The organism is Pseudomonas sp. P7779 (genome assembly GCF_013386315.1).
In the GTDB taxonomy this organism is placed as follows: domain Bacteria; phylum Pseudomonadota; class Gammaproteobacteria; order Pseudomonadales; family Pseudomonadaceae; genus Aquipseudomonas.
Genome location: NZ_JACARZ010000079.1, coordinates 1 through 15,056 on the forward strand (window position 1 = coordinate 1; position 15,056 = coordinate 15,056).

Below are 15,056 nucleotides of genomic sequence, written 5' to 3' on the forward strand. Positions count from 1 at the left end.
ACCGATAGGCGCAGCGCAGCAGGCTGGTCTTGCCGCTGCCGTTGGGGCCGATCAGCCCGACGAACTCACCGGCGTTCACGTGCAGGCTGGCGTCACGCAGTTGGAACTGGTGATGACAGTGCTCGTGGCCTGGTGGGGTCCAGGCGAGGGCGGTGAGGTTGAGTGTGTGGGAGCGGGCTTGCTCGCGAAAGCGGTGGATCAGTCAGCCTATTCGTTGCCTGACACACTGCATTCGCGAGCAAGCCCGCTCCCACCCAAGCCCGCTCCCACATCTGTAAGGGGGAAACCTTGAAAATGAAGCGTCTACTCGGCCTGTTGGCCCTGTTCTCTCTGCTCGCCGGCTGCGCCAGCGGCCTCATCGACCCCAACGGCTATGACGAAACCGGCTCCGCTTCCTACTACGGCGCCAAACACCACGGCAACCGCACTGCCAGCGGTGAACCGTTCAACCAGAATGCCCTGACCGCCGCCCATCGTCGCCTGCCCTTCGGCACGCAGGTGAAGGTCACCAATCTCGACAACAACAAAAGCGTCGTTGTCCGCATCAATGATCGCGGCCCGCATACCCGTGGGCGCCTGATCGACCTTTCACGCAAGGCCGCCGAACAGATCGGTATGATCGGCAGCGGCACCGCGCGCGTTCGCGTGCAAGCCCTCAGCAACTGACCGACGGAGCCCAGGCCATTTCCGCATTAACCACCCTCTCGCCCTTTAGCCTGATCGAACTGATCAGCGGCCTGCTGCTGTTGATCTTCGGTGCCGAAGTATTGGTGCGCGCCGCCGTGCGCCTGGCGGCCAGCCTCAAGGTGCGTCCGCTGATCATCGGCCTGAGCATCGTCGCCTTCGGCAGCAGCGCGCCGCAGATGGCGATCAGCTTGCAAGCGACCCTGGCGGACAACACCGACATCGCCGTGGGCAGTGTGATCGGCAGCAGCATCTTCAACACCCTCGTGACCCTTGGCCTGGCAGCCCTGATCATTCCGCTGCGGGTCTCCCGGCAATTGGTACGCCTGGATATCCCGATGATGATCATCGCCAGCCTGCTGGTGTTTGTGCTAGCCGCCAATGAAGAACTCACGCCGATCGATGGCCTGTTACTGCTGGTGGCCCTGGTGGCCTACCTCGGCGTGCTGCTCTACCAGACCCGCCACTCCCGCCGCCCGCGCACCCGGGACACTGTGGTGCAGGCGCCGTGGCTGAGCAGCGTGCTGCTGATGCTCGGTGGGCTGTTGATCCTCGTACTGGCCGGGCACCTGCTGCTGGGCGCGGCGGTGGACGTGGCCTCTGACCTGGGCCTGTCGGAACGCATCATCGGCCTGACGCTGATTGGCGTCGGCACTTCCCTGCCCTGCCTGGCCACCTCGCTGATCGCCGCCCTGCGCGGCCAGCGGGAAATTGCCGTGGGCAACGTGATCGGCAGCAACCTGTTCAACCTGCTTGGGGTGCTGGGCTTTACCGCCCTCGTGGCGCCCTCGCCGTTGTCGGTGTCGCCCAATGCCCTGGATTTCGACCTGCCGGTAATGCTCGGCGTGGTAGCCCTGTGCCTGCCGGTGTTTTATTCGGGCTACCGCGTCACCCGGGCCGAAGGCCTGGTGTTCCTGGGCCTGTACCTGGTGTACGGGCTGCACGTGGTGTCGTTCACCTTCGGCATGCCGCTGGCCAACAAGCTTGAACAACTGATGCTGTATTACGTCCTGCCAGCGCTGGTGGCTTTCCTGTTGTTCACCTCGCTGCAAGCCTGGCGCCGCCAACACAAGAGGGAATCGCAATGACCGAACAGAAAAAGCCCGGCGTTGAAATGCGCCGCCAGGTGATGGGTGAAGTGTTTGTCGATCGGGCGCTGGGCAATGCCACGGAGTTCAGCCAGCCGCTGCAGGATTTCGTCAACGAGCATGCCTGGGGCAGCGTGTGGAATCGCGAAGGGTTGCCGCTGAAAACCCGCAGCCTGATCACCCTCGCCGCGTTGACCGCCCTCAAGTGCCCGCAGGAACTCAAGGGCCACGTGCGCGGCGCGCTGAACAACGGTTGCACCGTGGAGGAGATTCGCGAGGCGCTGCTGCATTGTGCGGTGTATGCCGGTGTGCCGGCGGCGATTGACGCCTTCCGCGCCGCGCAGGAAGTGATCGACAGCTACCAGAAAGACGCCTAGATCCAGCCACCCGCCTGCAACACGAAAATCCCGATATTCGTGGTCACCGCCGCCATCAGGGTGGTGATCACGATAATCGCGGCCGCCAGTTCATGATTGCCCTCCGCCGCCCGCGCCATGACAAAACTGGCCGCCGCCGTGGGCGCGCCGAAGTACAGGAACAGAATCCCCAACTCCGGCCCGCGAAACCCCAGCAGCCACGCCCCCAGGGTCGCGATCACCGGCAGCCAGACCATCTTCATCAGGCTGGCACTCAGGGCCATGTCGCCGCTTTTACGCAGCGCCGCCAACGACAACGTGCCACCGATACAGATCAACGCCAATGGCAACGTCATGTCCGCCAGGTACTGCCCGGAGGATTCCAGCCAGCCAGGCAAGCCAATCTGGAAGTACGCGAAGGGCGCCGCCGCGATCACGCTGATGATCAACGGGTTGGCCAGCACGCTTTTGAAAATGCTCCACGGGTCGGACTTGATCACCGGGCTGTACACCGCCAGCACAATGGTCGACAGGGTGTTGTAGAACAGGATCACCAGCGCCGCGAGCACCGCGCCAAGGGAAATCCCGTAGTCGCCGTACATACTGGCGGCCAGGGCCAGGCCGATCACACCGTTGTTACCGCGAAACGCGCCTTGGGCGTAGATGCCGCGATCTTCCCGCGGGCATCGAAAGATCGCCCAGCCCCAGGCCAGGGCGAAGCTTACCAGCGTGGCGACGGCGAAGTAGATCAGCAGGCCGGGCTTGAGGGCTGAATGCAGGTCGGCATGGAGAATCCCGAGGAACAGCAACGCCGGCATGGTGACGTTGAACACCAGGGCCGAAGCGATGTGGATAAAGTTGTCGTTGATCCAGTTGATGCGCTTGAGCAGGACGCCCAGGAACAGCATGGCAAACACCGGCGCGGTGATGTTCAGGGTTTGTAGGAAGATAGCCAGCATGCCGGGGAGAACCTTGGGTGGGCGTCGGTAGGTGGCTAATGATAAGCCAGCATGGCCAGCTTCGTCTGGACTACCGCTTTCGCGAGCAAGCCCGCTCCCACATTTGACCGAGTTCTACCTTTGGAATGCAGTCAAATGTGGGAGCGGGCTTGCTCGCGAAGCAGGCGACTCGGTCTTAAGTAATCGGCGCGGGATTGAACAACGTAATGTCGTTATGCAGCTTGTGCTGCTCCGCCCATGTCTGCTTCTTGCCGCTGGCCACATCCAGATAGAAGTGGAACAACTCCCAACCCAGCTCCTCAATCGTCGCCCGGCCGGTGGCGATCCGCCCGGCGTCGATATCAATCAGGTCAGGCCAACGCTGCGCCAGCTCCGTCCGGGTAGAGACCTTCACCACCGGCGCCATCGCCAGCCCATAGGGCGTGCCACGCCCGGTGGTGAACACATGCAAATTCATCCCCGCCGCCAACTGCAACGTGCCGCACACAAAATCACTCGCCGGCGTGGCGCAAAAGATCAGGCCCTTGCGATTGAACCGCTCGCCCGGGCCAAGCACGCCATTGATCGCACTGCTGCCCGACTTGACGATCGACCCCAACGACTTCTCGACAATATTCGACAACCCACCCTTCTTGTTCCCGGGCGTAGTGTTGGCGCTGCGATCCGCCTCGCCCTTGGCCAGGTAGCGGTCGTACCAGTCCATTTCCCGCACCAGTTCCCGGGCCACGTCCTGGTTCTCGGCACGGGAAGTCAGCAGGTAGATCGCATCGCGGACTTCGGTCACTTCGGAAAACATCACCGTCGCGCCCGCCCGCAGCAGCAAATCCGAGGCATAACCCAGCGCCGGGTTCGCGGTAATCCCCGAGAACGCATCACTGCCGCCACACTGCATGCCGAGGATCAACTCCGACGCCGGTACGGTTTCCCGCCGGCGCAGGTCGAGTTTCTTCAGGCGGGTTTCGGCCAGTTCCATGATCTGTTCGATCATTTCGGTAAAGCCGTGGCTGGAGTCCTGCAACCGATACAGCCATGGCTCGCTCAGGTCTACCGAGCTGTCGTTTTCATGCATCACCTGCCCGGCCTGCAACTTTTCGCAACCCAGGCTGATCACCAGGGCTTCACCGCCCAGGTTCGGATTGCGCGCCAGGTTACGCACGGTGCGGATCGGGATGTAGGCGTCGGTGGCCGTGATCGCCACGCCGCAGCCGTAGCTGTGGGTCAGCGCCACCACGTCATCGACGTTCGGGTACTTGGGCAGCAACTCGTCCTTGATGCGCTTCACCGCATGGTCCAGCACGCCCGTGACGCACTGCACCGTGGTGGTAATCCCGAGGATATTGCGTGTGCCCACGGTGCCGTCGGCATTGCGATAACCCTCGAAGGTAAAACCCTCCAGGGGCGCCTGGGCGTCGGGCACTTCGGTGGACAGCGGCAAGCTGTCCAGCGGCGGCGCCGTGGGCATGCGCAGTTGATCTTCCTGCACCCAACTGCCTCGCGGAATCGGGCGCAACGCATAACCGATGGTCTGGCCGTAGCGAATGATGCGGCCGCCTTCGGGGATGTCTTCCAGCGTCACCTTGTGGCTTTGGGGAATGAAATCCACCGTCACCAGGCCGTCGGGAAACTCGGTCCCCGCCGGTACGCCCTGGTCGTTGACCACAATCACCACGTTATCCAGCGCGTGCAAACGGATGGAGCGTGGCGAATCGGCATGTTCAATCAACTGCATGACGCGGGCCCCTTCAGGAATGCGCTTGGGAAAGTTTAGTCATCTCGGGGCCTTTGGCCGGCGGCTCCTTGAGCACTACACGCTTGATCGGGCCAACGATCACTACGTAACTGAACACAGCGACCAGCGCGTTGGCGCCAACGAACACCAGGGCCCACTTGAACGAGCCGGTGGTGCTGATGATGTAGCCGATCACAATCGGGGTGGTGATCGACGCGATGTTGCCGAACATGTTGAACAGACCACCGCTCAAACCGGCGATTTGCTTTGGCGAGGTGTCGGAGACTACCGCCCAACCCAGTGCGCCAACGCCTTTACCGAAGAAGGCCAGGGCCATGAAGCCCACCACCATCCATTCGATGTCTACGTAGTTGCAGGCCACGATACTGCAGGAAATCAGCAATCCACCAATGATCGGCGCCTTGCGGGCGAACGTCAGCGAATGGCCTTTGCGCAGCAGATAGTCGGAAATGATCCCGCCCAACACGCCACCGATAAAACCACAGACCGCAGGCAGGGAAGCAATAAAGCCGGCCTTGAGGATCGTCATGCCGCGCTCCTGGACCAGGTACACCGGGAACCAGGTCAGGAAGAAGTAGGTGATGCCGTTGATGCAGTACTGGCCCAGATACACGCCGAGCATCATGCGATTGGTCAGCAATTGACGAATGTAATCCCACTTCGGCCCGTCGACTTTCTTGCCTTTGCCCTTGTCCTGATCCATATCGACCATGCCGCCGTTCTGGGCGATGTGCTGCAGTTCGGCGTCGTTGATCATCGGGTGTTGGCGCGGGCTGTGGATAAGTTTCAGCCAGATCAACGAGAACAGAATGCCGATGCCGCCCATCACGATAAACACGTGCTGCCAGCCGAAGGTGTAGACGATCCAACCCATCAACGGCGCGAACAACACAGTCGCGAAGTACTGCGCCGAGTTGAAGATCGCCGAGGCCGTACCCCGCTCAGCCGTAGGAAACCACGCCGCCACGATGCGCGCATTTCCGGGGAAGGATGGCGCTTCAGCCAGGCCCACCAGGAAGCGCAACATGAACAGCGCAACGATGGCCGTGGAAACACCGAACTCACCGACATAGCCTTGCAGCACGGTGAACAGTGACCAGGTGAAGATACTCAGGGCGTAGACTTTTTTCGAACCGAAGCGGTCCAGCAGCCAGCCGCCGGGAATTTGCCCGGCCACGTAGGCCCAACCGAATGCGGAGAAGATATAGCCAAGGGTGACCGCGTCGATGCCGAGGTCTTTTTGCAGGCTGGAGCCGGCAATGGCGATGGTGGCCCGGTCGGCGTAGTTGATCGTGGTCACCAGGAACAGCATGAGCAGGATCAAATAACGGACATGGGTCGGCTTGGTCGCTTGCATGAAGATGTACTCCCACTAATTATTTTTTTTGCGGGTAATCAAATTGTAAGCCTGTGGCGGGCACGGACCCGCCACAGGGTGCAGCCGTTACGAACCGATGTAGCTGGTTTTCACCACGGTGTAGAACTCTTGCGCATAGCGACCCTGCTCACGCGAACCGTAGGATGAACCCTTACGGCCGCCGAATGGAACGTGGTAATCCACACCGGCAGTCGGCAGATTGACCATCACCATCCCGGCCTGGGAATGACGCTTGAAGTGGTTGGCGTATTTCAGCGAGGTGGTGGCGATACCGGCCGAGAGGCCGAACTCGGTGTCGTTGGCCATCGCCAGCGCCGCCTCGTAATCCGCCACGCGCACCACGTTGGCCACCGGCCCGAAGATCTCTTCACGGCTGATGCGCATCGCGGCTTCGCTGTCGGCAAACAGCGTCGGCGCGAGGAAGTAGCCTTCGGTGTCGCAGGTCACCAGCTCACCGCCGCTGACCAGCCGGGCGCCTTCGCTCTGGCCGATGTCGATGTACTTCAAGTCCTGGTCCAACTGGGCCTGGGAAACCACCGGGCCGATGTCGGTGCCGGTTTTCAGGGCGTGGCCGACCTTGATCGACTTCATCCGCTCGGCCATGGCCGCGACGAACTGGTCGTGAATCCCGGCGGTGACGATAAAGCGGCTGGACGCGGTGCAACGCTGGCCGGTGGAGTAGAACGCGCTCTGCACCGACAGCTCGACGGCTTGCTTGAGGTCGGCGTCGTCGAGAATGATCTGCGGGTTCTTGCCGCCCATTTCCAACTGCACCTTGGCCTGGCGCGACACGCAGCTGACGGCGATCTGACGACCCACGCCCACCGAGCCGGTGAAGCTGATGCCGTCGACTTTCGGGCTGTTGACCATGGCATCGCCGACCACACGGCCGCTGCCCATCACCAGGTTGAACACACCGGCAGGGAAGCCGGCGCGGGAGATGATTTCGGCCAGGGCCCAGGCGCAGCCCGGCACCAGCTCAGCCGGCTTGAGCACCACGCAGTTGCCATAGGCCAGGGCCGGGGCGATCTTCCAGGCCGGGATGGCAATCGGGAAGTTCCACGGCGTGATCAGGCCAACCACGCCCAACGCCTCACGGGTCACTTCAACGTTGACGCCCGGACGCACCGACGGCAGGTAGTCGCCGGACAGGCGCAGGCATTCACCGGCGAAGAATTTGAAGATGTTACCGGCGCGGGTCACTTCGCCGATGGCTTCCGGCAGGGTCTTGCCCTCTTCCCGGGCCAGCAGGGTGCCGAGTTCTTCGCGACGGGCGAGGATTTCGGTGCCGACTTTATCCAGCGAATCATGACGCGCCTGGATCCCGGAAGTGGACCACGCCGGAAAAGCAGCGCGCGCAGCGTCGATGGCCGCGTGGACCTGGGCGAGGTCAGCCTTGGCGTATTCGCCAATGACATCAGACAACTCCGACGGATTGATGTTGGCCGAGTAGTCGGCACCGGCAACCCACTGGCCACCGATGTAGTTTTCAAAACGCTTGGCTTGGGACACGAATTCTCTCCTGACGCAAAAAGCCGCTGATTACTCAGCGGCCTTGGTGATGGGTTATTGCGCGCCTTGCTTGTCGATCAACGCGGCCAGGGCTTCGTATTCTTCCGGCAGCAGATCGGTCAGCGGCGTACGCACGGGGCCTGCGTCGTAACCGACGATTTTCGCCCCGGCCTTGACGATGCTCACCGCGTAACCGGCCTTGCGGTTACGGATGTCGAGGTACGGCAGGAAGAAGTCGTCGATGATCTTGCCGACGGTGGCGTGATCTTCCCGGGCAATGGCGTGGTAGAAATCCATCGCGGTTTTTGGAATGAAGTTGAACACCGCCGAGGAGTACACCGGCACGCCCAGGGCCTTGTAGGCAGCGGCGTAAACCTCTGCAGTCGGCAAGCCGCCCAGGTAGCTGAAACGGTCACCGAGGCGACGACGGATCGACACCATCAATTCAATGTCACCCAGGCCGTCCTTGTAACCGATCAGGTTCGGGCAGCGCTCGGCCAGGCGTTCCAGCAGCGGCGCGGTCAGGCGGCAGACGTTGCGGTTGTAGACCACTACACCGATCTTGACCGACTTGCACACCGCTTCAACGTGGGCGGCAACCCCGTCCTGGCTGGCTTCGGTCAGGTAGTGCGGCAGCAGCAACAGGCCTTTGGCGCCCAGACGCTCGGCTTCCTGGGCGTACTCGATAGCCTGGCGGGTGGCACCGCCGACGCCGGCAAGAATCGGCACGCTGGTGGCGCAGGTATCAACGGCGGTTTTCACTACTTGCGAATATTCGCTGGCCGCCAGGGAGAAAAACTCACCGGTGCCGCCAGCGGCGAACAAGGCGGTAGCGCCGTAAGGGGCCAGCCATTCCAGACGCTTGATGTAGCCCGCCTGGTGGAAATCACCCTGGGCATTGAAATCGGTCACCGGGAAAGACAGCAGACCGTGAGAGAGGATGGACTTCAGTTCTTGTGGATTCATTATTCGAACACCCTGGGCGAAGACTTTCTGTTGTGAGATTACGGATGGTTATCTTGATGTCGTACGTCATCGTACAACTATAAAAATATTCGTCAACTGCAATTCATCGCCGCCCTTCTCGATTGCTGCTTTCTTGACGTAGGAAGTTTTTCCTCTATGCTCGGGATAACTGTATATACGTACAGTTATTACGGAAGATTCCTACGACGTAGCAAGGAGCTAACATGTCAGATCTTGAACTCGCCACACCTGTGAAAACCCCACCAACCCTGCGTTTTGAAGGCGGCGAACACACCGCCATCGGCGACGACACCCTGTTGCGTTTCGTCAAGGACGCCCCGCCGATTCCCGCGCGGCAGGTCGAATTGCACCTGCCCAATGGCCTGGCCCTGAGCTACGGCCAGATCATCGCCCTGGGCGGTGATTTCTATGGCATCCCCGGGCGCCCCATCAACGAAGGCACATCGCCCGCTGATCGTGTGCAGCGCTTTACCGATGCATTCAACTCGCTGGCGGTATTGCCAGCATCACGGGAAGAAGCGGGCAAGATCCTGGCGGTGATGCAAAAGGAGATCAATGCGGTCAACCAGGCGATCAAGGACGGCAAGCAACCCCATGAAGCCTATGACGCGCTGGGTGACACCTTGTCCGAGGAATGGAACCACATCACCGGCGGCGGCAGTGCCGTCTCGGCGCTGATTCCACTGGGTCGCTACCTCAAACTGGCGGCAGACAATGCCGACCACTTTGGCGAATGGGCTTTGGCGGCCTATCTGGCGGGGCATACGGCAGCCTTGCAACAAGCCGTCGTGGCGTATCAGACCGGCACCGACCAGGCGCTGGAACTGGCCTATGCCATGAACAGCTTTGCTGATCACTTTTTGACCGATCTATTTTCCGCCGGGCACCTGCGGGTACCGCGCAAGCAACTGGCGGCGGTGGTGACACCGGGTGAACTGGGCTCGCTGATCAGCCGCTTCATGCACGATGAAGACAGCAAGTTCGGGCTCAATGTGCGCAACGCCCTGGGCGAGCAGTGGCATGCCTACGGTGATAAACGCTATTTCGACAGCAACGATGCGGCCAACCGCGCCATGGTCAAACGCGCCGTGCAGGCCTCGGCCGATGAGATCTTCGAAACGTTTATCAGCGGCATGGCGCCCTCCCCGGCCAACTTCAAGGCACCGCTGTATGTGCCGGACCTGAACGCCGCGCAGAACCCGGCGAACAACTTCTCACCGCTGTTCAAGGCTGAAGGCGACAAGGTGCTGCGACGCAAGGACGTCAACAACCTGAACGACAAGCAGTGGACCAATGACTGGTGGGGTTGGAGCACGTATCTGCTGCTCAAGGACTACAAGCCGAATCAGCCGGCCTGAAAGACGTGAGTTAAGCCTCGCGCACTAACCTGTGGCGAGGGAGCTTGCTCCCGTTGGGCTGCGAAGCAGCCCCGGCAAGAACACGGGGTTCTTTCAGACAGAACTCGGGGCAATGGATTTGGGGCCGCTGCGCGGCCCAACGGGAGCAAGCTCCCTCGCCACAATGAGCTTTCAAGCCACACGCTTACGTCCAGCCTGGAATCAACCGCGCTGCGCTTCCGCCTCTTCATGGGCATGGCGCAGCCGCTCACGGCTGTTGGTCAGGTGCAACCGCATGGCCGCCCGCGCCGCATCCGAATCCTGGCGCGCGATCGCCTCATAGATCTCTTCGTGTTCGCGGCTCAGGCGGCTCATGTAGTGCTGCTGGTCATCATGGGCCAGGCGTGCCGAGTTCAGCCGCGTGCGCGGAATGATGCTGGTGCCCAGGTGGGTCATGATGTCGGTGAAGTAGCGGTTGCCGGTGGACAGGGCAATCTGCAGGTGGAACTGGAAGTCCGACGCCACCGCATCACCGGCGTGGGCCGCGCTTTCGTTCAGCGCATCGAGGGCAGCACGCATGCCGGCCAATTGCTCGTCGCTACGGCGCTGGGCAGCAAGCCCGGCAGACTCCACTTCCAGGCTGATCCGCAGTTCAAGGATGGCCAGCACATCACGCAGGGTGACGACAGTGGCCGGATCAATCCGGAAACCGCTGGGGCTTGGCGTATCCAGCACAAAGGTACCGATGCCATGGCGGGTTTCTACCTGCCCGGCGGCCTGCAATCGCGAGATGGCTTCACGCACCACGGTGCGGCTGACCCCGTGGGCGTCCATGATCGCCGACTCGGTGGGCAGTTTGTCGCCACGTTTGAGTTGGCCGTCGCGGATCTGCTCGGACAACACCGTGACCAATTCCTGGGCAAGGCTGCGGCGCTTGCGGGGAAGACGAGGGGCGGCGCTGGAGTTTTCCATGATGAATCATCTATCTCGGCGATCTGAAGCACGCATGATAGCCCATGGCGGTTGTACGATCACCGTCCTGTCATGACTTTCATCTATAACCGCCGGGGTTTTCGCCAGGCAAAAAAATGCCCCGGCATCGCCGAGGCATTTTCAACGCTGGCCCGAGGGCCCGCGCCTTGTTACTTCACCACTTTCAGACTCGGCCGACCGCTTGGACGCGGTGGCTCGGAATCCGGCGGCGGCACATCATCTTCGCCTCCGAGCTCGATCGCTTCGTCATCCTCAAGGGAAGACTCCAGATCAAACACCATGCCCTGGCCATTTTCCCGGGCGTAGATCCCGAGGATGGCACCGATGGGCACGAACAGCGTATGCGGCACACCGCCGAAACGCCCTTCAAAGCTGACCGCTTCATTGTCCATGTGCAGGTGTCGCACGGCACTGGGTGAAACGTTCAGGACGATTTGTCCGTCACTGGCAAAACCTTGCGGTACCTGAACCGCGGGAAACTCGGAATTGACCAGCATGTGCGGGGTGCAATCGTTGTCCACTATCCACTCATAGAGCGCGCGGACCAGGTAAGGTCGACTGGAGTTCATCAACGGCTCCTTAAGCCTTAGCGCATATCGCGTTCGACACCAGACAGACTCGCCTGGAAAGCCTCACGCGCAAACTGGCGCTCCATGTAGTCAAGCAGCGGCTTGGCAGGCCGCGGCAGTTCTATGCCCAAAATCGGCAAGCGCCAGAGTATGGGTAATAGGCAGCAATCCACCAGACTTTGTTCCTCGCTGAGGAAAAAAGGTTTGTCGGCAAACAACGGCGAAACACCGGTCAGGCTCTCGCGCAATTCCTTGCGCGCCTGAACCCGGGCCGCTTCCTTGCTGCGTGAATCCAGAATCAGGTCCACCAGGCCACACCAGTCACGCTGGATCCGATGGATCAGCAGGCGGCTGTTGGCACGCGCCACCGGATACACCGGCAGCAACGGTGGATGGGGATAACGCTCATCCAGGTATTCCATCACCACGGTTGACTCCCACAACGCCAGGTCACGATCGACCAGGGTGGGCAAGCTGCCGTAAGGGTTCACTTCGATCAGTTTCGGCGGGTGACGTCCCACCTCCACACTGATGATCTCTGCGCTGACACCCTTCTCTGCGAGCACGATGCGTACTCGGTGGGAATAGTGGTCGGCGGGGTCGGAGTAACAGGCCAACCGATTGGTCACGCCCATGGCGGTCCTCCTCGCTTGTTGAAATTATCGGAAGCTCAAAAACGAGCGCGCCCAGTGAGCATCTCCGTGATGCCTGGATAAACCAGACTTACCTTCAGAGATGCCGCTGGGCGCGCAAGATTAACAGCAATTACTTACGGTTGGATCAATGCACATCCTTCCAGTATTCGCGTTTCAGCAGATAGGCGAACACGAAGAAGAAGGCCAGGTACAGCAACACATAGGTACCAATGCGCTGATGCTGCAGCTTCACTGGGTTGGCCGAGTAGGCCAGGAAGGTCACCAGATTCTTGACCTTCTCGTCGAACTGCTCTTCGTTCAGCGTGCCGGTCTTCGGCACTATGGTCAGCTGATCGCACGCTTCATGAGTCAAAGGCGTACCGGTGAGCGGATCATACTGCTTCTTGCCGTCTTCGACGATTTGTACTTGCTTGCATCCTACCACTTGGCGACCTTGCAGGCCGACCAGAACGTTAGGCATACCGACGTTCGGGAACACTTTGTTGTTCACGCCGTAGGGACGCGTCGGGTCTTCATAGAAGGATTTCAGGTAGCCATAGAGCCAATCGGTGCCACGCACACGGGCCACCAGGGTCAGGTCGGGCGGTGCAGCCCCGAACCAGGTCTTGGCGTCGGCCGGTTGCATGCCGATGGTCATGTGGTCGCCGATCTTCGCCCCGGTGAACACCGAGTGGCTCAGCATCACGTCATGGGGAATGCCCAGGTCGTCGGCCACTCGCTCGTAACGCTGGAACTTGGCGCTGTGGCAGCCCATGCAGTAGTTGGTGAACGTACGCAGCCCGTCCTGCATTGCGGCTTTGTCCGACACGTCGATGTCGACTTTTTCCAGCTCTGGGCCGTGTTCAGCGGCGAAAGACAGCAGCGGCAGGGCCGCAAGAATGAATGCAACGAATAATTTTTTCATCAGCCAGTCACCCTTTCCGGTACCGGTTTGGTCTTCTCGAGCCGGGTATAGAGCGGCATCAGAATGAAGTAGGCGAAGTACAGGAAGGTGCAGACCTGCGACAGCAACGTACGCTCCGGGGTCGGCGCCAATACGCCCAGCACACCCAGGATCACGAACGCAATGCAGAACACCCACAGCCAGATCTTGCTCAGCCAGCCCTTGTAGCGCATGGACTTGACCGGGCTACGGTCGAGCCACGGCAGCACGAACAGCACCGCAATCGCTGCGCCCATGGCGATAACGCCCATGAGTTTGTCGGGAATCGCCCGCAAGATCGCGTAGAACGGAGTGAAGTACCAGACCGGGGCAATGTGTTCCGGGGTCTTGAAGGCGTTCGCCTGTTCGAAGTTCGGTTTCTCGAGGAAATAACCGCCCATCTCCGGGAAAAAGAACACGATCGAGCAGAAGATGAACAGGAACACCACCACACCGACGATATCTTTCACGGTGTAGTACGGGTGGAACGGAATGCCGTCCAGTGGTACGCCGTTTTCGTCCTTGTGCTTCTTGATATCCACGCCGTCGGGGTTGTTCGAACCCACTTCGTGCAACGCCAGGATGTGCAGCACTACCAGGCCCAGGATCACGATCGGCAAGGCCACCACGTGCAAGGCGAAGAAGCGGTTCAGGGTGATCCCGGAGATCAGGTAGTCACCGCGAATCCACTGGGTCAGGTCGTTGCCGATGACCGGGATCGCACCGAACAGCGAGATGATCACCTGGGCGCCCCAATAGGACATCTGGCCCCACGGCAGCAGGTAGCCCATGAAGGCCTCGGCCATCAGCGCCAGGTAGATCAGCATGCCGAACACCCACACCAGCTCGCGAGGCTTCTGGTACGAGCCGTAGAGCAGGCCACGGAACATGTGCATGTAGACGACGATGAAGAACGCCGAGGCGCCGGTGGAGTGCAGCAGACGCAGGATCGAGCCGTACTCGACGTCGCGCATGATGTATTCGACGGAGGCGAAGGCTTCTTCGGCCGACGGGGTGTAGCTCATCGTCAGCCAGACACCGGTAACGATCTGATTGACCAGTACCAGAAGTGCCAGGGAGCCAAAGAAATAGAAGAAGTTGAAGTTCTTCGGTGCGTAGTACTTGCTGAGGTGGTCTTCCCACATCTTGGTCGCGGGGAAGCGCGCATCCACCCAATCCATGAACTTGCTCATCAGGCTTTCTCCCCCTCGTCGACGCCAATGACAATGACACTGTCAGTCTCGTAGTGATGTGGCGGAACTGGCAGGTTCAGTGGTGCAGGTTGTGACTTGTAGACGCGGCCAGCGAGGTCGTAGTGAGAACCGTGGCACGGGCAGAAATAGCCCCCGACCCAGTCCTTGCCCAGGTCCGCGGGCGCCACTTCCGGGCGGAAGGTGGGAGAGCAACCCAAGTGGGTGCAGATACCGATCAGCAGCAGAATTTCCGGCTTGATCGAGCGAATTTCCTTATCGACGTAAGCGGGTTGGTCGGAATTCTTCGAGTCGGGGTCGGACAGCTGGCCCTCGATCTTCTTCAGATTTCCCAGGATTTCCTCGGTACGACGAACGATGAACACTGGCTGACCGCGCCATTCAGCAATCATTTGCTGGCCTGGATCGATCTTGCTGACATTCACCTTCACCGGTGCACCTGCGGCTTTCGCCTTGGCACTGGGAAACCATGACCCCACGAACGGGACCGCAGCCCCCACCGCTCCTGCAGCACCCACCACGGATGTGGCTGCTACCAAGAAGCGACGCCGGCCTGCATTCACGCCGTCATTGCTCATTCAGTCCTCTCCCATCAGCTTTGTGGCCTGTTAAATCAGGCGTCTACTAAGTGTTAAATCTGAACTTATAAAAATT

16 protein-coding genes are annotated in these 15,056 nt (G+C 60.6%); 4 read left to right on the forward strand and 12 right to left on the reverse strand.

Annotation, left to right across the window (positions count from 1 at the left end; genetic code table 11):
• A partial coding sequence (locus HX869_RS22355; protein ID WP_178903675.1) for an ATP-binding cassette domain-containing protein occupies positions 1 to 199 on the reverse strand: 199 nt, incomplete at its 3' end.
• Between the two features lie 95 nt (positions 200 to 294).
• Here HX869_RS22355 and HX869_RS22360 point away from each other — a divergent pair.
• From HX869_RS22360 to HX869_RS22370, 3 genes are read left to right on the forward strand one after another with little or no spacing between them, the layout of a single operon-like run.
• Positions 295 to 666, forward strand: coding sequence for a septal ring lytic transglycosylase RlpA family protein (locus HX869_RS22360; RefSeq protein ID WP_003216071.1), 372 nt, complete (start codon positions 295 to 297; stop codon positions 664 to 666).
• Positions 667 to 725: 59 nt separating this feature from the next.
• Positions 726 to 1,772: a calcium/sodium antiporter gene (locus tag HX869_RS22365; RefSeq protein WP_032899620.1), complete on the forward strand. Its 1,047-nt coding sequence runs from the start codon at positions 726 to 728 to the stop codon at positions 1,770 to 1,772.
• Entirely contained in the window at positions 1,769 to 2,149 is a 381-nt protein-coding gene (locus tag HX869_RS22370) for a carboxymuconolactone decarboxylase family protein (RefSeq protein ID WP_178903658.1), read from the forward strand. Before HX869_RS22365 ends, HX869_RS22370 begins: the two co-directional genes overlap by 4 nt.
• On the opposite strand, the gene HX869_RS22375 is transcribed toward HX869_RS22370, so the two are convergent.
• The 5 genes from HX869_RS22375 to kdgD all read right to left on the reverse strand — a co-directional run bounded on the left by HX869_RS22375 (position 2,146) and on the right by kdgD (position 8,693).
• Positions 2,146 to 3,087 (reverse strand): AEC family transporter, encoded by a 942-nt coding sequence (locus tag HX869_RS22375; RefSeq protein WP_102604562.1) that lies wholly within the window; start codon positions 3,085 to 3,087, stop codon positions 2,146 to 2,148. The genes HX869_RS22370 and HX869_RS22375 overlap by 4 nt on opposite strands.
• A 175-nt stretch (positions 3,088 to 3,262) precedes the next feature.
• Entirely contained in the window at positions 3,263 to 4,816 is a 1,554-nt protein-coding gene (gene garD, locus HX869_RS22380; RefSeq protein WP_008437248.1) for a galactarate dehydratase, read from the reverse strand.
• A 13-nt stretch (positions 4,817 to 4,829) separates the two neighbouring features.
• Positions 4,830 to 6,194 carry an MFS transporter gene (locus tag HX869_RS22385; RefSeq protein ID WP_178903659.1) on the reverse strand — a complete coding sequence of 455 codons (1,365 nt, stop codon included), beginning with the start codon at positions 6,192 to 6,194 and terminating at the stop codon, positions 4,830 to 4,832.
• Between the two features lie 87 nt (positions 6,195 to 6,281).
• Entirely contained in the window at positions 6,282 to 7,727 is a 1,446-nt protein-coding gene (locus HX869_RS22390) for an aldehyde dehydrogenase family protein (protein WP_003216060.1), read from the reverse strand.
• 54 nt (positions 7,728 to 7,781) lie between these two features.
• The gene (gene kdgD / locus HX869_RS22395) at positions 7,782 to 8,693 is read right to left on the reverse strand and encodes a 5-dehydro-4-deoxyglucarate dehydratase (RefSeq protein WP_003216058.1); all 912 of its coding nucleotides are present in this window, start codon (positions 8,691 to 8,693) and stop codon (positions 7,782 to 7,784) included.
• A 224-nt stretch (positions 8,694 to 8,917) separates the two neighbouring features.
• Here kdgD and HX869_RS22400 point away from each other — a divergent pair, with 224 nt between their 5' ends.
• Positions 8,918 to 10,072: a phospholipase gene (locus HX869_RS22400; RefSeq protein ID WP_177036222.1), complete on the forward strand. Its 1,155-nt coding sequence runs from the start codon at positions 8,918 to 8,920 to the stop codon at positions 10,070 to 10,072.
• A gap of 201 nt (positions 10,073 to 10,273) precedes the next feature.
• Here HX869_RS22400 and HX869_RS22405 read toward each other — a convergent pair whose 3' ends face one another.
• The 6 genes from HX869_RS22405 to petA all read right to left on the reverse strand — a co-directional run bounded on the left by HX869_RS22405 (position 10,274) and on the right by petA (position 14,980).
• On the reverse strand, positions 10,274 to 11,023 hold the full coding sequence (locus HX869_RS22405; RefSeq protein ID WP_008437251.1) for a FadR/GntR family transcriptional regulator: 750 nt from the start codon (positions 11,021 to 11,023) through the stop codon (positions 10,274 to 10,276).
• Positions 11,024 to 11,193: 170 nt separating this feature from the next.
• Entirely contained in the window at positions 11,194 to 11,613 is a 420-nt protein-coding gene (locus tag HX869_RS22410; protein WP_177036223.1) for a ClpXP protease specificity-enhancing factor, read from the reverse strand.
• A 17-nt stretch (positions 11,614 to 11,630) separates the two neighbouring features.
• Positions 11,631 to 12,248 (reverse strand): glutathione S-transferase N-terminal domain-containing protein, encoded by a 618-nt coding sequence (locus tag HX869_RS22415; protein WP_003216049.1) that lies wholly within the window; start codon positions 12,246 to 12,248, stop codon positions 11,631 to 11,633.
• Between the two features lie 145 nt (positions 12,249 to 12,393).
• A complete protein-coding gene (locus HX869_RS22420; protein ID WP_003216044.1) occupies positions 12,394 to 13,173 on the reverse strand; it encodes a cytochrome c1 in 780 nt (259 codons plus the stop codon).
• Positions 13,173 to 14,384 carry a cytochrome bc complex cytochrome b subunit gene (locus HX869_RS22425; RefSeq protein WP_177036224.1) on the reverse strand — a complete coding sequence of 404 codons (1,212 nt, stop codon included), beginning with the start codon at positions 14,382 to 14,384 and terminating at the stop codon, positions 13,173 to 13,175. Before HX869_RS22425 ends, HX869_RS22420 begins: the two co-directional genes overlap by 1 nt.
• Positions 14,384 to 14,980, reverse strand: coding sequence for a ubiquinol-cytochrome c reductase iron-sulfur subunit (gene petA / locus HX869_RS22430; protein WP_003216040.1), 597 nt, complete (start codon positions 14,978 to 14,980; stop codon positions 14,384 to 14,386). Before petA ends, HX869_RS22425 begins: the two co-directional genes overlap by 1 nt.
• Between the last annotated feature and the right edge of the window lie 76 nt (positions 14,981 to 15,056).